Source organism: Gilliamella apis, assembly GCF_030758615.1.
Taxonomy (GTDB): Bacteria; Pseudomonadota; Gammaproteobacteria; order Enterobacterales; family Orbaceae; genus Gilliamella; species Gilliamella apis_A.
The window spans coordinates 578,429-601,847 of record NZ_CP132381.1 but is presented as its reverse complement, the minus strand read 5'-3'; the positions used below and the strand labels follow the sequence as shown (position 1 = coordinate 601,847).

Below are 23,419 nucleotides of genomic sequence, written 5' to 3'. Positions count from 1 at the left end.
ATGTTGAAAAAGATGCCAATCATTTTTCAACCCAATTGCTTATTTTTTGTTCAAAACTTCAAATTATTGGTTCATTTTACACTATTCTGATCAATTACACCATATACATGCCGCCATTGACATGTAAAGTTTCACCTGTAATGTAAGATGCTTCATCAGAAGCCAAAAATGCCACCGCATTAGCAATCTCAGCCGGTTCACCTAAACGTCCTGCTGGTACTTGCGCTAATGTTAACGCTTTTTGCTCATCCGTTAGTGCTTCTGTCATATCAGTTGCAATAAATCCTGGTGCAACAACATTAACTGTAATACCACGAGATGCAACTTCACGTGCCAAAGATTTACTAAATCCGATTAATCCGGCTTTTGCTGCAGAATAATTAGCCTGACCAGCGTTACCCATAGTACCTACAACTGAGCCTATAGTAATAATTCGACCATAACGTTTTTTCATCATAGTACGCATTAATGCTTTTGATAAACGAAAAACTGATGTTAAGTTAGTATTTAAAATATCTTGCCATTCGTCTTCTTTCATTCGCATTAATAGATTATCACGGGTAATACCTGCGTTATTAACTAAAATATCAATATCGCCAAACTCCGTTTTAATTGCATTAATAACTGATTCAATAGATGCTTCGTCAGTTACATTTAGTGCCAAACCTTTTCCGTTAGAGCCTAAATATTCACTTATGGCCTGTGCGCCTTTTTCTGTCGTTGCAGTACCAATCACTGTTGCACCACATGCAACTAATTTTTCTGCAATGGCCTTTCCAATTCCACGGCTTGCACCAGTTACTAAAGCAATTTTTCCTGATAGGTTCATAACTACCCCTTTTGTATTCTATTTAGTATTTTCAATTGCAACATCTAATGACGCTTTATCATTAACAGCACAAGCTGATAATGAATCAACAATTCGTTTAGTTAAGCCCGTTAAAACTTTACCTGGACCCATCTCAACTAATAGTGTTACACCTTGTTTTGCCATTTCTTCAACCGTTTCAGTCCAACGAACTGGGCTATATAACTGGGCTATTAATGCCGCTTTAATATTATCTGCCGATGATTCAACTTTAACATTAACGTTATTAATCACAGCAAATTGAGGTGGATTAAACGTCATGTTATTTAAAGTTGTCGCTAGTTTATCAGCGGCTGGTTTCATCAATGCACAATGAGAAGGAACACTTACCGCCAATGGTAACGCACGTTTAGCGCCGGCCTCTTTACAAAGAGCACCAGCACGTTCAACAGCTTCTTTATTACCAGCAATAACAACTTGGCCTGGTGAATTAAAATTAACTGGCGCAACAATTTGACCTTGAGCCGCTTGCTCACATGCTTTTTTAATTGAATCGTTATCTAAACCAATAATAGCAAACATTGCACCAGTACCACTTGGCACTGCCTCTTGCATTAATTTACCACGTAACTCGACTAATTTAATAGCATCTTTAAAATCAATCACACCAGCACATACTAATGCTGAATACTCACCCAAACTGTGACCAGCCATAAATTCTGGTTGAGGGCCATTAATACTTTGCCAAACTCGGTAAATCGCAACCGATGCAGCAAGTAATGCCGGTTGTGTTTGCCAAGTTTTATTTAATTCTTCAGCTGGACCAGCTTGAACTAAAGTCCATAAATCATAACCTAATACTTGTGATGCTTCATCGAAAGTTGATTTCACAACTGGATAATTTTCAGCAAGATCTTTTAACATACCAACAGCTTGTGAGCCTTGTCCTGGAAATACCATTGCAAATTTGGTCATTTTGAAATCCTTGATTACCTAAATAATTTATAAAATTAAAATCTAACGAGTGCTGAGCCCCAAACAAAGCCGCCACCGAAAGCTTCTAATAAAATTAGTTGCCCACGTTTAATACGTCCATCTCGTACACCTGTATCTAATGCACAAGGTACTGATGCAGCAGACGTATTTCCTTGTTTATCAAGTGTAACAATCACCTTACTCATATCCATATCAAGACGTTTAGCTGTAGCTGAAATAATCCGTAAATTAGCTTGATGTGGCACTAACCAATCTAAATCAGATTTATTGAATGTATTTTCGGTTAAAAGTTCATCAACTAGATTAGAAAGTTCTTTGACTGCAATTTTGAATACATCGTTGCCTTGCATTGTCATATAGAGAGGATCATTAAGTGAACGGCGATCAACATATGGGTATTTTAATAATTCACCATAACGGCCGTCGGCATGTAAATGAGAGGCAATAATACCTGGCTCTTCAGAAGCACCAACCACAACTGCTCCAGCACCATCACCAAAAATGATAATTGTACCTCTATCTGTTGGATCAACACCACGAGTTAACATATCAGAACCAACAACTAAGGCATATTTTATTACACCACTTTTTACATATTTATCAGCAATATCTAATGCATAAATAAATCCAGAACAAGCTGCCGACACATCGAAGGCAACCACATCACCGAGATCTAATTTAGCTTGTAATTCTGTAGCCGAGCTAGGAAAAGCGTTAGCAGACGTTGCTGTTGCAACAATAATCAAACCAATCTCTTGTTTATCAATATCCGCCATTTCAATAGCTTTAATCGCCGCTTCATAGGCCATACTAGTAACAGTTTCATCGGGTGCAGCTATCCTTCTTTCTTTAATACCCGTACGAGTAGTTATCCATTCGTCACTAGTATCCACCATTTTTTCAAGATCGGCATTAGTTCTTATTTGTTTTGGAAGATAACTTCCTGTTCCTAATATTTTTGTATACATCGAATTATTCGCTCTTGGGTAGTGCAGAAGAAAGGCTATTGGCAATCTTCTCTGGTATATTTGTTTCGATAGCTAAAATAGCTTGCTCTATTGCTGCAAAAAATGATTTTTGATTGGCACTACCGTGACTTTTAATCACAATACTTTGAAGACCAAGTAAACACGCGCCATTATATCGCCCAGGGTTTAAATAACCAAAATTTTTTACTAATTTTCTTTGCAGCCATTTACTCAAAAACTTCATAACTAATGAGTTGTGCCCTAAAAGCATTTTGAACGAAGATAGAAAAATTTTAATTAACCCTTCTACCGTTTTCAAAGTCACATTACCAACAAAGCCGTCACAAACTAATACATCTGTTTTACCAGTTAATAGCTCATTACCTTCTAAATAACCAATATAATTAATTTGATGATTAGCTTTCAAAATAGACGCAGCAGCACGAATTTTATCCAATCCTTTGATGTCTTCTTCACCAATATTAAGCAAAGCAACACGAGGATTTTCAATATGAAGAACCGATTTTGCTAGTATTTCACCCATTATAGCAAATTGAACCAGCATATCGCTATCACATTCAGCATTTGCTCCCAAATCAAGTACCACAGTATTTTGATTATTTAACGCCGGAATGGTGGCAACTAATGCTGGTCTATCAATACCGGTTAGAGAATGTAATAATAACTTAGACAACCCCATCAGCGCACCCGTATTACCAGCACTAACACAAGCTTGAGCTTTATTATTTTTTACTAACTCTAATGCAATTCTCATTGACGAACCTTGACTATGCCTAATCGCATAAGAAGGTTTCATATCATTAGTAATGATAGATGTTGATTCTGTCACCATCAAGCGACCAGTTTCTTGGTACTGGGTAACTAGCTTGGTATTTTCTTTAGATAAAAAAAATCTAACTTCCTTTATGTCACCAACAAGAAAGATAGAAAGATTTGGATAATGATGTAATGCTTGAATTGCAGCAGGAACAACAATACGAGGACCAAAGTCCCCGCTCATAGCATCTAACGCAATGGTTAGATTATCCAAAATGTCACCTGAAGATTTCTAATTACTAATTAATTATTTAGAAATCACTTTTCGACCGCGATAATAACCATCAGCGGTTACGTGATGACGTAAATGAGTTTTACCTGATTCATCAACTGAGATATTAGCAACAGTTAATGCATCATGAGAACGACGCATACCACGTTTTGCACGAGTTTTACGATTCTGTTGAACAGCCATGGATTTACCCCTTATTCTTTAAACTAACTAAAATTGCAAATGGATTTGGTTTTTCATTCTCAGCAGGAATTTCACCAAACACCATATCTGCCTCTGACACTTCGCAGTGTTTACTATCATGCACCGGCGCAATTGGTAATGAGAGAATAATTTCGTCCTCAATTAACGCTAATATATCTACTTCACCAAACTCGTTAACTAAAACGGGTTCATAATGTTCCGGTAATGTCTCTGCTTGAGCATCGCTCTTAACAGGACTAAATTTATTCATCACATGAACTTCAGTGATAAAAGGTTTAAAACAACGCTGACAAATTTGTTCTAGCGTCATTTTTGCATCAATAGTGATAACGCAAAGTCTTTGCTCATCAAAATCAAAAGACAAATGACATTCGATATCACTTTTTGGACTTTCAATCCTTGTTGCACTTTTTGCTGGATAATATCCAACATAATCAAGTCTTTTTTGTGCTGCTTTGATTGGGTCAATTGTTAATGGTAATTTATTTTGCATAAGATATGCATGCCTACCTTAAAAATTATTAAGTGCAGCTAAAAACCACACAAAGCCATAAGGCGCGCATAATACCTTTAAATCACCATTTCGTCAATGGGCAAGCACATGATAATTTGTTTTAATTGTTGATTATTTCTTAAATATTTATAATTATAATTTTACTTATTTCTTAACAAAAAATTTTGAGGAACGGGGTTTTTTAGCGTTCACAATTGTTATTTATTTAATCACTAAATAACTTGTGTTACTCGCTTAGTTAAATCCCTTTTTTAATTGCAAATTAAATCGAGTTTATTACGATAAACGCCCAAAACTATCTTTTACAATAGCTTGAAAATCATCAAAATTACGACTATTTAACAACCGCTTAGTTGATCTCTCTTTAACAAAATTGACGACTAAGTTATAAATTCGCATCGCATCTTCGTATTCATCTTTGCTAATTGCTAATAAGAAAATAACATGCGCAATTTCATTTTTATTCCATTCAATACCTTGAGGAGCCAAAATAGTGGTAACTACTGTCTTTTTGGCCAACAACCCAACTGAATGAGGAATAGCAATATTTTCACCTATTAAAGTCGATACAATACTTTCTCGTTCTACTACCGATGGATAAAAGTCCTGTCCCACATATCCAAATTTTTCCAGCCGTTGACAAACTCTCTGGAATAGTTCGCTTTGTGTCATCGGTTTGTCAATAATTAGGAAAAATTTTTCATTAAAAAAACGCTCAATAATATATGGCATAGTGCGATCAACCATTGATAAACGCCCTAATTGTTCTAGTTGATAAGGCGTTGGAAATGGTGCTATTTTCACTATTTGCTTATCTTTTTCGTTTAAGCGAACCGTCGATACCACAAAATCTTCTTCAATATGCGTTAACTGTTCATATTCTCTATAAGAAATCGTTCGATTAATTAAAATATGAGGAAAATCGCGTTTAATTTTTGATTCAATCATACGCAAAGTAGCGTTACCCAATTCACTGACTAATAAAATTTGCACTAATCTTTTATATCCTGCACTATAATTGCGCTCTAATGCTACCCCTATATGAATTGCTAAATAGCTAATTTCGTCTTCAGTCATTTTCACATCAGTAAACTTAGGAATATTCGCTAATGCCGATAAAGTAATATCATAAGCAAAAGGATAATATTGTTTAATTTCATGTAATAACGGATTAGAAGTATGAATTTGATATTTTATACGAGATAGCAACGATGAAATATGAATTAACATATCTTGACGTAGCTTCATATCTTGTTTCAAATTATAGTGATAAGAATCATTGATATAAGATAAGATATGTTCAAATAACTCTAAACTTTTAGCTTGATTAGGTGATTCCATAATAGTGCGCGACATAATCTGCACACATAAATAGTTAAATTCAGCATCAGAAAGGGTACTACCTAAAAAATAGGAGAAGCCTTCAGAAACCTCACGTGCAGCGCCAATAACTGTCGAATCAATATTATCGACTTGATATTCGACTAATTCATACCCTTGCGTAATTCTGGTGATTGAAACGGCACAACAATAGAGCAAATACCCTTGCCCTTCCGAGGTTAATTTTAATTCAAAACGTTCAAACTGATTTTGTAGTACACTTTCCAGATAATCTAAATCAATATCAGATAATATCGTCTGAATTAACCGATTAACATTGATAGTGTCCCCTGTGATATGATGTTGCCATAAAATATCAGTTAAACATGCTCGAATAGCGGATTCCTCACCAACTAATCGCATACCTGAATAAGGACGATTATCCAGCGATAAATGGTATTTATCCAGATATTGCTTAACTTCAATAACATCATTTTGTAATGTATTACGGCTCAAAAACCATTCACCAGCAATATCATCCAATTTTACCGACTTTGATTGAGTTAAAAATGCAATTAATAAAGCGGAAACGCGCTCTTTATTAGTTCGAGGAACTCGTTCTATTTGCTGAACAATCGGAATGGTTGCATACAGATTAGGATCTGTTATGACAAGGTGATAACCAACGTTTTTAATATAATCAACTTGCGCACCATACTTATTTAATACATCGTTAAGCGCAACAATATCAGACCGAATTGTTCTGATTGATACTGTAAAACGATTTGCTAGCTCTTTTTGAGGTAGCAATTCGTTTTTTATGGTATCAAAAATATACGCTAATCGTTGATAAGGGAATAGCAATTTAGATGCCATTACTCATCCTGCTAATTTTTGCGTAATCGCTAATAGTTGTTTAACATCTTCAGTTCTTGTCGCCCCAGTTGTTTTATCAATAATTGAGGTATAAATATGTGGAATAACTTTTTTCACACCGGCATTTAAGGCAATTTTTAAAATTGCTTCATAATTGTCTAAATCTATACCACCAGTAGGTTCTAGATAGAAATCATGTTCAGCACAACATTTAGCCACATACTCATATTCATCTATATGTTTTAACCCACCCATAGGGAAATATTTAATTGAGCTTCCCCCCATATCTTTTAATAAAGCAATAGCGGTTTCAACCGGAACGATAGCAGCTGGTGATTTTGAGCTTAGTGGCCCTGTAGCTATATTAACTAATCCTACTTTCCCTGTTGGTGATACAAGACCATTAATTACCGTTTCTTTTTGTCCTAATAAAGCACGACTTGTTGCCACCCCTGTAAAAACTTGATTAACATGTTGAGGCTGTAGAACTGCAGATATTTCTGACACCATAGTAGATTGATTAGGATCACCCGCTCCCAGACCAACTGAAATAGCATTATCAATGGCTAACGCATATTTTTTCATATCTTCTATTGCTTGCTGATTATCTGGATAATTTTTAGATAACACTCCCACAACAACATAAGTTTGTGCAGCTTCATAAATAGCACTAGCATTATCAATTGAATTGGCTAATACGTTTAAACAAACGCGATCGTTAAAATAATTTGGTGTCAATTGCATTATTTAACTCCTTGGATAATTTTTATAATTTTGTTATAGACAATATCAAGCTGTTCCGCCGTTACACTACGAACATCTGCATCTACTTTACCGTCATTGGCTTTATATTCCCGAAAATAGACTGCAATCTCGCCTTGCTTCATCAGGTCTATCATTTCAACAGCACTTTTACCAATAACCTTTGCATCAAATGATATTTCTGCACGAGCAATATCTCGGCCAGCACCATCCCAGACAACTTTTGCCGATATACCATTAATAGAATTTAACTTTTCAATAAATGGTGTCATTTTGACAACCATTTCTTGCCCAGTTTCTTGTTTAGGATCGTTAATATATAACTCAATTGCCCTGGTTAAGCCTAAAATACCTTCTTTACCAACCTTCATTGGTCGGCCAATACCTTGAGACTGAAGTTTAAGCCATTCAATAGCTTGGTGGCGGCCAATAACTAAGCCACTAGTTGGCCCTTCAATTGCTTTTGCACCACTATAAATAACTAAATCAGCGCCTTGTTGATAATAGGTTTGTAAATCCTCTTCCGCTGCGGCATCAACAATTAATGGAATATTATATTTTTTGGCCACTGTTACGGCTTGCGCAACTGATAACATACTTTTTTGCACACAATGATGTGATTTAACATATAAAATAGCCGCGGTATCAGAATTAATTAATGATTCAATGTGCTCTGGTTTGCACTCATTTGCATAACCCGCTTCAACCACAATTCCACCACCTAGAGCGACCATAGTACTAATAGGAGCACCAAAATTTACGTTATGTCCTTTTGGCACAATAATTTCCCTTGCTACCCATTTATCAGAACTATGTAAATTAAATAATAAATCACGATCATCTTTAACGATTAAACCTGCGACAGCTTGCGCAATGCCAGCCGAGGCACATGATACGACCACAGCGTTTTCGACATTGAGTAATTTAGCAATGTATTGACCCGTTTTATCAACTAAATCTTTTATTTCAAAATATTCATTTAATCCGTGGGATACAGTATCAACCACTTCTGCTCTAGGTGTTGAAACACCTAAAATAGTCATTCGCCCCGAAGCATTAATCACTTTTTTCAAGTGGTATTTACTGTATATTTCTTTTTCAGTTTGAGATTCTGAGCTCATTTTTACTACCTTCTTGTGTTATTTCAATGTGTGTAACTTTTTTGGTTGTATTTGTTACGATAGCGGCTAAAGGAACAAACTGTTCATGGCATTCCCTCTGCCCACCTTCTGAATCAGTTAAAGAGACGGTTTGCTGTTTTATATCAAAAATAGTCAAATCGGCATCATAGCCAATAGCTATTTCCCCTTTATTATTTAAATGCAATATTTGTGCCGCATTTTTAGTGACACTATCAATAATTCTAGTTTTGCTATAACCTAGACAGATAAATTTATTCATCACATTTGCTAAGCTAAATACAGGACCTTGCAAGCGATTTTTAGAATATATATCAGAGCTAATAGTGTTTGGATAAACATCTAAACATTTAGCTCGCTCAGCTACTGCAAAACTGAAACTTTCACCACCATGACCAATATCTAAAATCACCCCACGTCCAATGGCGCGTTTAATTGAATCACGCAGATTATTCTGCTTATCAAATATTTGGTTTGGCTTACCATTAAAACAATGAGTAATAATATCGCCTTTAGTTAATAAATCTGCAATTTCATCAAGTTCAGGCGGATTATTTCCTACATGAATCATTAGTGGCAACCCCGTCTTTTTCTGCATCTCTTTCGCTTTGATTAACGGTAAAATACCATTTTCGCCAACAACGCTACGACTCATCCTAACTTTTATTCCAATAAAAAAATTAGGATATTTAACTAAAGTTTGGTCAAATAACGGCACATCTATATCTTGCATATCAGCAAGCTCACTTTGTCTTATTAAACCAATTTTTGAGATATTTAAAAAAGAATAAACATGAGTTTTAGCCTGCATCGCTAAATCATAAAATTCGTCCGCATCAAGTGCGCCAACACTGCCGGCATCAACCACTGCCGTCACACCAGTTTTAACACCAATGAGATCTGGTTCATCGTGGTAAATTGGTGAGTGAGCAAAGCAATGAGTATGGGAATCTATCCAGCCGGCACTTATATAGTGTTGATTTTGTAAATCCAATACTTGATTTGATGTTGCGATTATATTTTTGCCAATTTCCACAATTTTGCCTTGTTGAATGGCAATATCGGTTATTGAATTATCAATGAGTTTGGCATTTTTTATAATTAAATCATACATAATTTAATCCAATCCCCTCGACCATAATCATGATAGAGGGGACATAATATTATATAATTGGGAAGATACCGCCAAAAATCATGGCACCTAATATTGCACCACCTGTAATAGGCTTTTTCCATACATAAAATAATAGTGCACCAAGCAATGACCCTATACCAATAGGAATAGATGCAACCATAGCTGATAAAATAATCATTGGACCAAGAAATCGACCTGATGCATTTCCCGCTCCCATCATGACATCTGCGCCAAAGGTTGATCCACCACCACTGTTAACTGTAAATTTACGAATAAGGATGATAAGTAAGCCGATTACCATACCGAGCAATAAACCGGTTAATAACGCTACCAAAAAATTCTCAATTGGCAATGTATAGCCACCAGCTAATAGCAACGCTGGCACACCTAAACCAATACCTGTTTGTAGCGCACCACCAATATCAAGTATCCCAACTAGCGATCCCTCAATGACACGCGCAAATAAAAAGCTAGCACCAAAAGCGGCTACTGCACCATAATCGCCTGTCGTCATACCTGATTTAAGCATTGCAACAAATGCTATTTCGTTAAAAGCACCAATCCCATATACATAAAAAGTATGTGTTCCAGCGAAAATACCTGCAGAGAGTAATCCACAAAGAATAGGGAATGACCAATCGGCATACCAAAAACTTTTATTAATGGTTGTTTGAGTATTCATAATCTGTTGTTCCCTATATTATTTAAACCAATAAGACAAACCATCTCGGAATGAATTAATCATTTTCATATCAAATCCACGGAAATATCCGCTCATGATAAATAAAACAATTACCGCAGCTAACATGATTTTCATCACTCGATTCCAACCACTATCATCCACTCCTTTACCAATCAAAATACCTAACACTAAACCAGGTACTGCATTACCCATAATTAATTGCGCTAGCCCACCAAACAAAGTTCCCCAAAAACCACTTCTTCTACCGGCATCTAAAGCTGCCAACCAGAAAATAACCGGCATCACAGTCGCGACTAGTAAATTTGCGGCTGGAACTAAAACTTTAGTTGCGGTAATTTTTAAAGAATCAGGAATAACCGAGGTGGTTGTATTTAAAAATAACACAACAATCACACCGATAAATGCACAAGCAAAGGCCATTTTCTTAGGATCATGTAACGTTTGTGCTAAATTTCGGTTTTTTATCATCAATAGTGCAGCACCCCAGTTTGGAATGATGCGATGATCAACATCTTGGGTAAATGAACCAGCAGCAACAGATGAAGCCCAGGCATTAAAAAAGAATCCTAAGCCAAATGAAAAATGTGCAGCAGGATCACCCTCACAAGAATTAAGTTCACCTAAGGTACGAAAAGCCCCCATACCTTGATAAGTTGGAGCATGAAACATTCGAGCTGCACCAGCGCCTACTCCAAATCCACACAGTCCACCAATTACAATGGACTTCAATGCTATAATTAGAATTTCCATGACTTTCCTTTTACGTTATTTAGAGATAAATTTAATATCGTTCAGATCGATAAACGTAACATTTACTGAGACATCGAGTGTGATGTCATAAAATGTCTTTTTTCTAGGTAAAAAGATAAATAAAAAGCGTTCTGTAGTTATCTTTTCAATAGCAGAAACAACACTAATATTAAGCGGTTCAATTCGTAACATGACATTATTAGTATTTTTAAGTACCTGCTTTTGCACTTGATTTAGCGCTATAGCGAACGCACGCTGCTTCGAATCTCCTTGCCCAGTTACTCTTACTTGTATCTGCTCAGTTTTTTTCATATTTCTAACCTATTTAAGAACGAGGATATTTTTTCAAAAATGCTTGGGCTATACGTTGGCCAAGTTCTACTGTATCCATAAAACCAAATCCTAGTACTTTACAACCGTCATTAATGGCTGTTTCACCTTCTTCAATTGAACGCATACCGTGTCGTTGAGAATAGCCATATTTATTTTGTGCCGTTATGGCGCCTGCACCGCCACTGCCACAAAACGAAAGCCCTAGATCTGCATTCTCATTATTCATTACGTCACCCAATTTCATATCAGCTGCCATACCTGGAATAACAATTGCGCGACACCCTTCTATAGAATTAATTCCCTCTGCAATTTTTTGTCCTTTGCCCATTCTATCGCCGATGACAATGATTACTTCTGCCATAATTATGCTCCTATCAATTATTGTTTTTTAAATTTATTAATTCGTTTAATTTGCTATAGCTACTTCATAATGAACAGCCAGTAAATAAGCCTCTTCCATTGGTAGACTATTGAATAATTGTATGGTTTTACGTGCAAGCATTAAGGATTGCTCTGAGAGCTCATCAAATAAAGAAGGATCAACCTCAGGTAATTTTTCTAGCGTTTTCGCTCTTTCAACCATTGCTTTAACATGTGATAACAACATCGCTTTTTGCACGTCATTTTGGGATATTTGATGATCAGTCAACCAACGATTAATAATTTCTATCGTTTGCGCAGTCACAACTTCGGGATCTAAATCATCTTCGATCATACGGAATTGTATTTGTGCCATAGTCATTCTAATTCTCTTGTTTCTTTTTAAGATGACTTAGCCTAAAGGAAATAATTATCAATGTGGAGAGAGACTTTTTCCTATTGCAAAAGGAAATTTATTGTCAGGCAGGCTAAAAGCTATTGTAAACAAGGATTATTATGTAGGATGTAATTGAAGATTAACTAAATTGATTTTAAATTTAAACAAACTATTACTTAAAAGTATCATTAATAAATTTTTATGATATAAAAAACCCCCTCTCCTCAAAATTTTTCAAGCACAGATAGTTATTTTTGTTATCGAGGCTATAAACCTAAGTGGTATTTTTGTTAAAAAAGTAAATTGTCAATTTCTTTTGGTACTTTTTAAGAAAGTTTACCAGCTGCCAGAGGCACCGCCGCCACCACTACGGCCACCGCCTCCACCACCAAATCCGCCGAATGAACCTCCGCCAAAACCACCACCATTACCCCCACCGAAACCGCCTCCTCGACCACCACGTCCGCTACCGCCACTCATAGTTAAAATTCCACTTAAAATCGCACTGGCAACAAATGCTAAAAATATTAGAGGTAAGACAATATGTAATGAATAACCATTGAACAAAGTAAAACCGCCAACTGATATACCATTTAGTAAACCAGTACCTAAACTTCGGCTAGCACTACGTTTAGAGGAAGTAATCGAAAATAAGCTAGCAATAGTGAAACAAATAAAAAAGGATGCTAATCCATAACTAAATAAATTGGCACCAAAATCACCAGCAAGTACCGTTTTGAGATCTGGATCACTATTAGTCGCTGGTACCTGTTGAGGATCATTCAACTTATTAATTAAAACTGAAAGCGCATCATGTATACCTTGATAATAGTTATTTTGTCTAAATTGTGGCACTAATTGTTCACGAATGATATGACTAGCAATTAAGTCGGTAATGATGCCTTCAAAACCATAACCAACTTCGATTCGCATCAACTTATCATCTTTAACAATTAATAATAAAATACCATTATCTTGCTCTTTTTTACCTATTTTCCACTTAATAAACACCCTATCAGCATACTGTTCAACCGTTTCATTATCGAGTTTGGGGATCATTAATACCGCGATCTGTGCACCATCAGTTCGCGTTTTTTCAAAAGTAATCAAGCTTGATTCCAAATCATCTATTTGTGATGGTTCTAAAGTATCTGATGTATCAATAATACGGCGATCAAATGTTGGAATTTCAGTTAATGCATAACTTACAGCACTAAAAAACAGTAAACAAAAGAGCAGATAATATTTTTTCATTATGTTTATTGTCCAAAATTGACTGCTGGTGGATTAGAAATTTGTTGTTCATTTTCAACCGTAAACTGTTGTTTTGGTTGTACCCCTATAACATTTGCAATCCATTTGGTTGGTAATTGACGAATATAAGTATTAAATGATTGTACTGTTTCTATATATCGACCTCTAGCAACCGTTATCCGGTTTTCAGTACCTTCCAATTGGCTCATTAAATCTTGATAAAGTGTGTTTGCTTTAAGTTCTGGGTAATTTTCACTAACCGCAATTAAGCGACTTAATGCGGAACTTAATTCTGATTGGGCTTGTTGGAATTTTGAGAATAAAGCGGGATCGCTAAGTTGATCTGCATTAATTTGGATCGAACCCACTTTCGCTCTCGCATCTGTTACCTGAGTAAAAACATCTTTTTCATGAGTTGCATATCCTTTTACTGTATTGACAAGATTCGGAACTAAATCTGCTCGACGTTTATACTGATTAATCACTTCCGACCAAGATGCAGCAACTTTTTCGTCTTGAGTTTGAATACTGTTATAGTCTTTAAAAAAGAAAAATCCACCAACAATGATTAAAATAAGAATAAGCAATAGTAATTTCGATTTCATGGCAAGCCCCTGTAAATAGTTAAACTTTCAAATAACTTAAAAAAGCAATGATAATTAGAAAATACTAACCAGTAGCCTAAAAATTTGGTTACTAACAAACTTATAATGCTTAATTGAAGAATATATTTTTACAACTTTTTATAAAAATAATTATGAACTATAAAATATAAAGAAGAGACTTTTAGATAATGGACTTAACTTACATGGGCTGATCGCCTTCTTTAATAGATGTTATGCTCATGTAATTTTATTTGATTATATCTTTTTTTATGTAATTTGCGAAGAATTATCATCGGTAATTTTTTATTGGTATTGCTCACAATGCTTATTTTTAAATTTGATTTTTTAGTTTAAAAATTACTTAGATAATGACTTCAAAACATTCAAGTTGAGCCGGTTCAAAATAGATATCTGCGTTATTTGGACGGCTATCTGTATTACGGTGAGTATGTTTGAAATGAGCAGAATTAACCCAATTTTCAAAATCTTGTTTTGATTCCCATTCGGCATATGATGAAAACAATGTGTAATCTTCATAAGTTTTTCCTTTAAGAAAATAAAAACGATTAAAACCTTTCATCTCTTTTAAATGACTATCACGATTACGCCATATTTCAATAAAAGTGTCTTCACTACCTAACTTAATTTTAAAACGATTCATTACAATATACATCTAATACTCCTTTCATACCTCATACACTCGACAAAAAAAATAGCACGTGATAACACGTGCTACTTTAGTCGATTTATCTAAAATCTATTGATTTTCTTCTGCTGAATTCAATAATTCCGCTAAGTTAGCTGTAGCTTCCTCAGCTGAAACAGTTGTTGGTTGAATTGCATCATCAGATGGCATTGCGCGTTTACGCAAACGCTCTTTATGATATGCATAACCAGTACCAGCTGGAATTAAGCGACCAACAATAACGTTTTCTTTCAGACCACGAAGTTCATCATTTTTACCTGCAACTGCTGCCTCAGTTAATACGCGAGTCGTTTCTTGGAACGATGCCGCAGAAATAAATGACTCAGTAGTAAGTGATGCTTTAGTAATACCAAGCAAATCATGCAAGTAAACAATTGGTTCTTTACCTTGTGCTTCAAGCTCACGATTAATAATCTTCAAGCGTGAAACTTCAAGTTGTTCACCATCAAGTAAACGAGAACCACCAGGATGAATAACAGTTGCTTTACGTAACATTTGACGAACAATAACTTCAATATGTTTATCGTTAATTTTTACACCTTGTAAACGATAAACTTCTTGAACTTCATTCACAATATAACGAGTTACTGCATTAACACCACGTAGACGTAAAATATCATGTGCTGATTCAGGACCATCAGAAATCACATCACCACGGCCAACTTGTTCGCCTTCGAATACGTTAAGTTGACGCCATTTTGGAATCATCTCTTCATATGGTTCACTACCATCTAGTGGAGTGATAATTAAGCGACGTTTACCTTTAGTTTCTTTACCGAATGAGATAATACCATCAATTTCAGCAAGAATTGCCGGCTCTTTAGGTTTACGAGCTTCAAATAAATCAGCTACTCGAGGTAAACCACCGGTGATATCTTTAGTACCTACAGATGCTTGTGGAATCCGTGCAAGTGTATCACCAACATTAATTTCCGCACCATCTTCTAATTGTACTAATGCTTTACCTGGTAAGAAGTACTGCGCAAGCATTTCTGTACCTGCCACAAAGATATCATTACCTTTAGCATCAACAATTTTAATTGCTGGACGTAGATCTTTACCAACACCAGTACGTTCTGCTACATCTAAGATTACGATAGATGATAAACCTGTTAACTCATCAGTTTGACGAGTAATGGTTTGGCCATCGATCATATCAACAAAACGAACAAAACCTTTCGCTTCCGAAATAACTGGCATTGTATGCGGATCCCAGTTTGCTACCGTTTCACCAGCATCAACAGTTGCACCATTACCTTTAGTTAGAATCGAGCCATAAGGAACTTTATAAGTTTCTTTCATTCGACCTAATTCATCAATAATAGTTAATTCAGCATTACGTGAAGTAATAACTAGTTTCTGATCTGGGTTAGTTACAAATTTAGCATTAGTCAGTTTAATACTACCTTTGTTTTTAACTTGAACACTAGATTCTGCTGCTGCTCGAGATGCCGCACCACCGATATGGAACGTACGCATGGTTAACTGTGTACCTGGTTCACCGATTGATTGAGCAGCGATAACACCGATAGCTTCACCTTTGTTCACTAAGTGACCACGAGCTAAGTCACGTCCATAACATTTCGCACAAACACCAAAATCAGTATCACACGAAACTACTGAACGAACTTTAACGCTATCTACAGATTCTTGTTCAAGTAGATCACAATAACTTTCATCAAGTAATGTATTGCGAGGGATTAAAATATCCGCACTACCTGGTTTTAATACGTCTTCAGCTGTTACACGACCTAATACACGTTCACGTAATGGTTCTTTAACATCACCACCTTCAATCACAGGTGTCATTACCACACCTTCTAACGTGCCACAGTCATCTTCAATAACAACTAAATCTTGAGCCACATCAACTAAACGACGAGTTAAGTAACCTGAGTTCGCTGTTTTCAATGCGGTATCAGCAAGACCTTTACGCGCACCATGGGTCGAGATAAAGTATTGAAGTACGTTTAATCCTTCACGGAAGTTTGCCGTAATTGGTGTTTCGATGATTGAACCATCTGGTTTAGCCATCAAACCACGCATACCCGCTAACTGACGAATCTGAGCTGCAGAACCACGAGCACCAGAATCGGCCATCATGTAGATGCTATTAAATGAAGATTGAACTTCTTCTTCACCTTCACGGTTAATCACTTTTTCAGTTGATAAGTTATCCATCATCGCTTTAGCAACACGCTCATTAGCTGCTGCCCAAATATCGATAACTTTGTTATAACGTTCACCTGCAGTTACTAAACCAGATTGGAACTGTTCTTGAATTTCTGCAACTTCGATTTCAGCTTCATTGATAATTTGTAATTTCTTAGCAGGAATTTCCATATCATCAATACCAACCGATACACCTGAACGCGCTGCATAAGCAAAGCCGGTATACATAACTTGGTCAGCTAAAATAACAGTTTCTTTCATGCCCAATTGACGATAACAAATATTTAAAATTCGTGAAATTGCTTTTTTACCAAGCGGTTGATTGATAACAGAGAAACTCATACCTTTAGGCATAATTAACCATAAGATAGCACGACCAACAGTAGTATCAATTACAGAAGTTGTATCTTCCCACTCACCAATACTGTTACGATGACTTTCCGTTATACGTACTTTAACTTTAGCATGTAATTCAACTAGACCTAAACGATACAGTTTTTCTGCTTCTTTAGGGCCGGTTAATACCATGCCTTCACCTTTAGCATTGACTTTATCACGAGTCATATAGTAAAGACCTAATACCACGTCCTGAGATGGAACGATAATAGGTTCACCACTTGCTGGTGAAAGAATATTGTTGGTTGACATCATTAACGCACGCGCTTCTAATTGTGCTTCTAACGTTAATGGAACGTGAACCGCCATTTGGTCACCATCGAAGTCAGCATTGAATGCCGCACAAACTAATGGGTGCAATTGGATCGCTTTACCTTCAATTAGGATAGGCTCAAACGCCTGAATACCAAGTCTATGAAGTGTTGGTGCACGGTTTAATAATACCGGATGTTCACGAATAACTTCATCTAAGATATCCCAAACAATTGCATCTTCACGTTCAACCATCTTCTTAGCAGCTTTAATGGTTGTTGCATAACCACGACGCTCTAATTTACCGTAGATAAATGGTTTAAATAGCTCAAGAGCCATTTTCTTCGGTAAACCACATTGATGTAAACGTAAGTATGGACCTACAGTAATTACTGAACGGCCAGAATAGTCTACACGTTTACCTAATAGGTTTTGACGGAAACGACCTTGCTTACCTTTAATCATATCGGCAAGTGATTTTAATGGACGTTTGTTTGAACCAGTGATTGCACGACCACGACGACCATTATCTAATAATGCGTCTACAGATTCTTGTAGCATACGTTTTTCGTTACGAACAATAATATCTGGTGCAGCTAAATCTAATAAACGTTTTAAACGATTATTACGGTTGATAACACGACGATATAAATCGTTTAAGTCTGATGTTGCAAAACGACCGCCATCAAGTGGTACTAATGGTCGTAAATCTGGTGGCAACACAGGTAATACATTTAAGATCATCCATTCAGGTTTATTTTCTGATTGGATAAATGCTTCAATGATCTTAATTCTTTTGGTTAACTTTTTACGTTTTGTTTCAGAATTAGTGGTTGATAGTTCATCACGTAATGCTTCACATTCAGCTTGAACATCAATATTACGTAATAATTCTTGAATAGCTTCTGCACCCATGCGTGCATCAAACTCATCACCGAACTCTTCTAACGCATCTAAATACTGTTCTTCAGTTAAGATTTGTCCACGATCTAAATTTGTCATGCCTCCATCAAGAACCATAAATGATTCAAAATAAAGCACACGTTCAATATCACGAAGTGGCATATCAAGTAATAAACCAATACGAGATGGTAATGATTTTAAAAACCAAATATGTGCAGTTGGTGATGCAAGTTCAATGTGGCCCATACGTTCACGACGTACTTTAGCTTGTGTGACTTCTACACCACATTTTTCACAAATAACACCACGGTGTTTTAAACGTTTATATTTTCCACACAAACATTCATAATCTTTAACTGGCCCGAAAATACGCGCACAAAACAATCCATCACGTTCAGGTTTAAACGTACGATAGTTAATTGTTTCAGGTTTTTTAACTTCACCAAAAGACCATGAACGAATCATATCAGGAGAAGCAAGGCCTATCTTGATAGCATCAAAATCTTCAGTTTTTGTTTGTGCTTTTAGAAACTTTAGTAAGTCTTTCACAATTGACTCCTATGGAGTTAAACCAATTAGATAACTTATCATTACTGATAAGTTATCCCTATAAATAGAAATCATTTTAGTTAGCTAAGATTACTCTTCATCTAACTCGATATTAATACCTAACGAACGAATCTCTTTTAACAATACGTTAAATGATTCAGGGATCGCAGGTTCCATACGATGATCACCATCTACAATATTTTTATACATCTTAGTACGACCGTTCACATCATCTGATTTAACAGTTAACATTTCTTGTAAGGTATAAGCTGCACCATATGCTTCAAGTGCCCATACTTCCATCTCACCGAAACGTTGACCACCAAATTGAGCTTTACCACCCAGTGGTTGTTGCGTAACCAGACTATATGAACCTGTAGAACGGGCATGCATCTTATCATCAACTAAGTGATTCAATTTCAACATGTACATATAACCTACAGTTACTGGACGTTCAAATTGTTCACCGGTACGTCCATCATACAAGGTAATTTGACCTGAAGTTGGTAAATCACCAAGTTCAAGTAATGCTTTAATTTCTTGCTCTTTTGCACCATCAAATACCGGTGTTGCAAGTGGCATACCATTACGTAAATTTTGCGCCAATGTCATCACTTCTTGATCGGTAAATTCAGCAACATTTACTTTTTGTGCTGCACCTAAACCAAGGTCATAAGCTTTTTGGATAAAATCACGTAATTTAGCTAACTCTTGCTGTTCTTTTAGCATTGCGTCGATCTTTTGACCAATACCTTTCGCCGCCATACCCAAGTGAGTTTCTAAAATCTGACCGATATTCATACGAGAAGGAACACCTAGAGGATTCAATACGATATCTACTGGGCGACCTTTATCATCATATGGCATATCTTCAATTGGGTTGATTTTAGAGATAACCCCTTTGTTACCATGACGACCAGCCATCTTATCACCAGGCTGAATTTGACGTTTAACAGCTAAGTAAACTTTAACGATTTTGAGTACACCTGGTTGTAAATCATCACCTTGAGTGATCTTCATTCGTTTAGCTTCAAGTTTTTTGTTAAACTCAGCTTTAATTTCTTCGTGTTGTTCAGCTAGTTGCTCTAATTGAGCTTGCTTACTTTCATCGGCAATACCAATGGTTAACCATTTTTCACGTGGTAACGCATCTAATTTATCTGCTTTAATGCCACCAGAAATTAATACATCACGAATACGAGCAAATAATGCTGCTTCAAGGATTTTAAGTTCTTCTGTTAAGTCTTTGCGAACTTGTTTAAGTTGCATCTCTTCAATTTCAAGTGCACGTTTATCTTTCTGTACACCATCACGAGTAAAGACTTGAACATCAATAACTGTACCTGAAACACCATTTGGTACACGAAGTGAAGTATCTTTAACATCTGACGCTTTTTCACCAAAAATAGCGCGTAGTAATTTTTCTTCTGGTGTTAATTGTGTTTCACCTTTTGGTGTTACTTTACCAACCAGAATATCGCCACCTTTAACTTCAGCACCAATATAAACAATACCTGATTCATCTAGTTTAGAAAGAGCCGCTTCACCAACATTTGGAATATCTGCGGTAATTTCTTCTGCACCTAGTTTAGTATCACGAGATACACAAGATAATTCTTGAATATGAATCGAAGTGAAACGGTCATCTTGTACCACTTTTTCAGAAACTAAAATAGAATCCTCAAAGTTATAACCATTCCATGGCATGAATGCCACACGCATGTTTTGACCTAAAGCCAACTCACCTAAGTCAGTTGATGGGCCATCCGCAAGAACATCACCGCGCTCAACTTTTTCACCTAATTCCACACATGGAATTTGGTTAATACAGGTATTTTGGTTTGAACGGGTATATTTAGTTAAATTATAAATGTCAATCCCTGTTTCACCAGCATACATTTCATCATCGTTAACATTAATTACAATGCGTGATGCATCAACATATTGTACTGTACCACCACGACGAGCAACTGCAGTTACACCTGAGTCAACCGCTACTGCACGTTCCATACCTGTACCAACAAATGGTTTTTCTGCTTTTAACGTTGGTACCGCTTGACGTTGCATGTTTGCACCCATCAATGCACGGTTCGCATCGTCATGTTCTAAGAATGGAATTAATGAAGCACCAACCGATACGATTTGTTGTGTTGATACGTCCATATAATGGACTTGTTCAGGGCTATATAAACCAGACTCACCATTTAAACGACAAGTCACTAAATCTTCTTTAAAACGACCATCGTCATCAAGATTTGAGTTAGCCTGAGCAATAACAAATTCACTTTCGTCGATTGCTGATAAATAGTTAATTTCATCAGTTACCACACCATCAATTACTCGACGATATGGAGTCTCAAGGAATCCATACTCATTAGTACGAGAATAAACCGCTAATGAGTTAATCAAACCGATGTTTGGACCTTCCGGTGTTTCAATCGGACATACACGACCATAATGGGTAGGATGTACGTCACGTACTTCAAAGCCTGCTCGTTCACGGGTTAAACCACCTGGACCTAATGCAGAAATACGACGTTTATGCGTAATTTCAGATAATGGATTGTTTTGATCCATAAACTGAGATAACTGGCTTGAACCAAAGAATTCGCGGATAGCTGCTGAAATTGGTTTGGCATTAATCATATCTTGTGGCATTAGTGAATCTAAGTCACCTAATGATAAACGTTCTTTTACAGCACGCTCTACACGCACTAAACCAATACGGAATTGGTTTTCTGCCATTTCACCAACACTACGGATACGACGGTTACCTAAGTGATCGATATCATCGACTTCACCATGACCATTACGAATGCTGATCAATTTCTTCATTACATCAACGATATCAGTTTTAGTTAAGACACTTTCGCCTTCAATATCGTCACGTCCTAAAGAACGATTAAACTTCATACGACCTACTGCTGATAAGTCATAACGCTCATCAGAGAAGAATAAGTTATCAAATAAAGCTTCAGCTGCTTCTTTTGTTGGTGGCTCACCCGGACGCATCATTCGATAAATTTCAACTAATGCACCTAGTCGATCTCGAGTAGAGTCAACATTTAAGGTTTCAGAAATAAATGCACCATGATCTAAATCATTAGTGAATAATGTTTCGATTTTCTTATAGCCAGCATTAGTTAATTCAAGCAATAGCTCTAGTGAAATTGGTGTATTAGCAAAAGCAACAACTTCACCTGTTTCTTGATTTACATAATTTTTCGCTAATACTTTATTAACAATATATTCAACTGGAACATCGATCTTAGTTACTTTATCTTTTTCAAGCTCACGAATATGACGAGCTGTAATACGACGACCTTTTTCTGCGTAAACTTTGCCTTTTGATTCAATATCAAATAACGCTGTTTCACCACGTAAACGCTCTGGCACAAGATCCATTTTTAATTTTGATTTGCCCACTTCGAAAATAGTTTTTTCGAAGAACATATCTAAAATTTCTTCAGTTTCATAACCCAACGCACGCAAAATGATTGTTGCAGGAAGTTTACGACGACGGTCAATACGAGCAAAAAGATTATCTTTTGGATCAAATTCGAAATCAAGCCAAGAGCCACGATAAGGAATAATCCGAGCATTATATAAAACTTTACCAGAAGAGTGTGTTTTACCTTTATCACTATCAAAGAACACACCTGGACTACGGTGTAATTGTGAAACGATAACACGTTCTGTACCGTTAATCACAAACGTACCATTGTCAGTCATTAAAGGAATTTCGCCCATATAGACGTCTTGCTCTTTAATATCTTTAACTGTTCCTTCTGGCGCATCTTTATCATAAATAACTAAACGTAATTTAACGCGCAATGGTGCTGAGTAAGTGATCCCTCTAATTTGACATTCTTTTACATCAAATACAGGTTCGCCCATCTTAAAGCTCACGTATTGTAACTCAGCGCTACCACTATAACTTTTTATCGGAAATATTGAACGAAAAGCGGCTTCTAAACCATATTGACCTTCAGGGTCTTGCTCAATAAACTTCTGGAACGAATCAAGTTGAATAGAAAGAAGATACGGTATATCCAAGACTTGTGGACGCTTACCAAAATTCTTACGAATTCGTTTTTTCTCGGTATAAGAGTAAACCATTAGTTCCTCAACTTGCTTATCTGCTATTTTAGCATGATTAAATATTCATCAGGGTACTACGAAATAATAACGCCTGACACCTCATCGAAAATATCTATAAATATCAAATGATTAGGCTTAATAAATATA

20 protein-coding genes are annotated in these 23,419 nt (G+C 36.2%); all 20 read right to left on the bottom strand.

Features of this window, described 5'->3' with window-relative positions; genetic code table 11:
* Positions 1-94: 94 nt before the first annotated feature.
* Positions 95-829: a 3-oxoacyl-ACP reductase FabG gene (fabG, locus tag RAM17_RS02840; RefSeq protein WP_110448548.1), complete on the bottom strand. Its 735-nt coding sequence runs from the start codon at positions 827-829 to the stop codon at positions 95-97.
* A gap of 18 nt (positions 830-847) precedes the next feature.
* On the bottom strand, positions 848-1,783 hold the full coding sequence (gene fabD / locus RAM17_RS02835) for an ACP S-malonyltransferase (protein ID WP_110448549.1): 936 nt from the start codon (positions 1,781-1,783) through the stop codon (positions 848-850).
* A 35-nt stretch (positions 1,784-1,818) separates the two neighbouring features.
* Positions 1,819-2,772: a beta-ketoacyl-ACP synthase III gene (locus RAM17_RS02830; RefSeq protein WP_110448550.1), complete on the bottom strand. Its 954-nt coding sequence runs from the start codon at positions 2,770-2,772 to the stop codon at positions 1,819-1,821.
* Positions 2,773-2,776: 4 nt separating this feature from the next.
* A complete protein-coding gene (gene plsX, locus RAM17_RS02825; protein WP_110448551.1) occupies positions 2,777-3,823 on the bottom strand; it encodes a phosphate acyltransferase PlsX in 1,047 nt (348 codons plus the stop codon).
* A gap of 33 nt (positions 3,824-3,856) precedes the next feature.
* Positions 3,857-4,024 (bottom strand): 50S ribosomal protein L32, encoded by a 168-nt coding sequence (gene rpmF / locus RAM17_RS02820; RefSeq protein WP_025316508.1) that lies wholly within the window; start codon positions 4,022-4,024, stop codon positions 3,857-3,859.
* A 4-nt stretch (positions 4,025-4,028) separates the two neighbouring features.
* Positions 4,029-4,538, bottom strand: a complete 510-nt coding sequence (yceD, locus tag RAM17_RS02815; protein ID WP_086320900.1) for a 23S rRNA accumulation protein YceD — start codon at positions 4,536-4,538, stop codon at positions 4,029-4,031.
* A gap of 297 nt (positions 4,539-4,835) precedes the next feature.
* A complete protein-coding gene (locus RAM17_RS02810; protein WP_110448552.1) occupies positions 4,836-6,755 on the bottom strand; it encodes a BglG family transcription antiterminator in 1,920 nt (639 codons plus the stop codon).
* A gap of 3 nt (positions 6,756-6,758) precedes the next feature.
* Positions 6,759-7,499 carry a 2-dehydro-3-deoxy-phosphogluconate aldolase gene (gene dagF, locus RAM17_RS02805; RefSeq protein ID WP_110448553.1) on the bottom strand — a complete coding sequence of 247 codons (741 nt, stop codon included), beginning with the start codon at positions 7,497-7,499 and terminating at the stop codon, positions 6,759-6,761.
* Positions 7,499-8,638 carry a DgaE family pyridoxal phosphate-dependent ammonia lyase gene (locus tag RAM17_RS02800; protein WP_110448554.1) on the bottom strand — a complete coding sequence of 380 codons (1,140 nt, stop codon included), beginning with the start codon at positions 8,636-8,638 and terminating at the stop codon, positions 7,499-7,501. Before RAM17_RS02800 ends, dagF begins: the two co-directional genes overlap by 1 nt.
* The gene (locus RAM17_RS02795) at positions 8,616-9,770 is read right to left on the bottom strand and encodes an amidohydrolase/deacetylase family metallohydrolase (RefSeq protein ID WP_110448555.1); all 1,155 of its coding nucleotides are present in this window, start codon (positions 9,768-9,770) and stop codon (positions 8,616-8,618) included. Before RAM17_RS02795 ends, RAM17_RS02800 begins: the two co-directional genes overlap by 23 nt.
* A gap of 49 nt (positions 9,771-9,819) precedes the next feature.
* A complete protein-coding gene (locus tag RAM17_RS02790; protein WP_086358844.1) occupies positions 9,820-10,473 on the bottom strand; it encodes a DUF4310 family protein in 654 nt (217 codons plus the stop codon).
* An 18-nt stretch (positions 10,474-10,491) separates the two neighbouring features.
* Positions 10,492-11,244, bottom strand: coding sequence for a DUF4311 domain-containing protein (locus RAM17_RS02785; protein ID WP_110448556.1), 753 nt, complete (start codon positions 11,242-11,244; stop codon positions 10,492-10,494).
* Positions 11,245-11,259: 15 nt separating this feature from the next.
* The gene (locus tag RAM17_RS02780) at positions 11,260-11,556 is read right to left on the bottom strand and encodes a DUF4312 family protein (protein ID WP_110448557.1); all 297 of its coding nucleotides are present in this window, start codon (positions 11,554-11,556) and stop codon (positions 11,260-11,262) included.
* A gap of 13 nt (positions 11,557-11,569) precedes the next feature.
* Entirely contained in the window at positions 11,570-11,938 is a 369-nt protein-coding gene (locus RAM17_RS02775) for an SFCGS family glycine-rich protein (RefSeq protein ID WP_034884881.1), read from the bottom strand.
* Positions 11,939-11,983: 45 nt separating this feature from the next.
* Complete coding sequence (locus tag RAM17_RS02770) at positions 11,984-12,313, bottom strand: PRD domain-containing protein (protein ID WP_110448617.1); 330 nt, start codon at positions 12,311-12,313, stop codon at positions 11,984-11,986.
* 357 nt (positions 12,314-12,670) lie between these two features.
* The gene (locus tag RAM17_RS02765) at positions 12,671-13,588 is read right to left on the bottom strand and encodes a TPM domain-containing protein (protein ID WP_110448558.1); all 918 of its coding nucleotides are present in this window, start codon (positions 13,586-13,588) and stop codon (positions 12,671-12,673) included.
* A gap of 5 nt (positions 13,589-13,593) precedes the next feature.
* A complete protein-coding gene (locus RAM17_RS02760; RefSeq protein WP_086358839.1) occupies positions 13,594-14,193 on the bottom strand; it encodes a LemA family protein in 600 nt (199 codons plus the stop codon).
* 361 nt (positions 14,194-14,554) lie between these two features.
* On the bottom strand, positions 14,555-14,866 hold the full coding sequence (locus tag RAM17_RS02755) for an antibiotic biosynthesis monooxygenase family protein (protein WP_065614605.1): 312 nt from the start codon (positions 14,864-14,866) through the stop codon (positions 14,555-14,557).
* 84 nt (positions 14,867-14,950) lie between these two features.
* Positions 14,951-19,171, bottom strand: coding sequence for a DNA-directed RNA polymerase subunit beta' (gene rpoC, locus RAM17_RS02750; protein ID WP_086358838.1), 4,221 nt, complete (start codon positions 19,169-19,171; stop codon positions 14,951-14,953).
* A gap of 90 nt (positions 19,172-19,261) precedes the next feature.
* Complete coding sequence (gene rpoB, locus RAM17_RS02745; protein ID WP_110448559.1) at positions 19,262-23,290, bottom strand: DNA-directed RNA polymerase subunit beta; 4,029 nt, start codon at positions 23,288-23,290, stop codon at positions 19,262-19,264.
* Between the last annotated feature and the right edge of the window lie 129 nt (positions 23,291-23,419).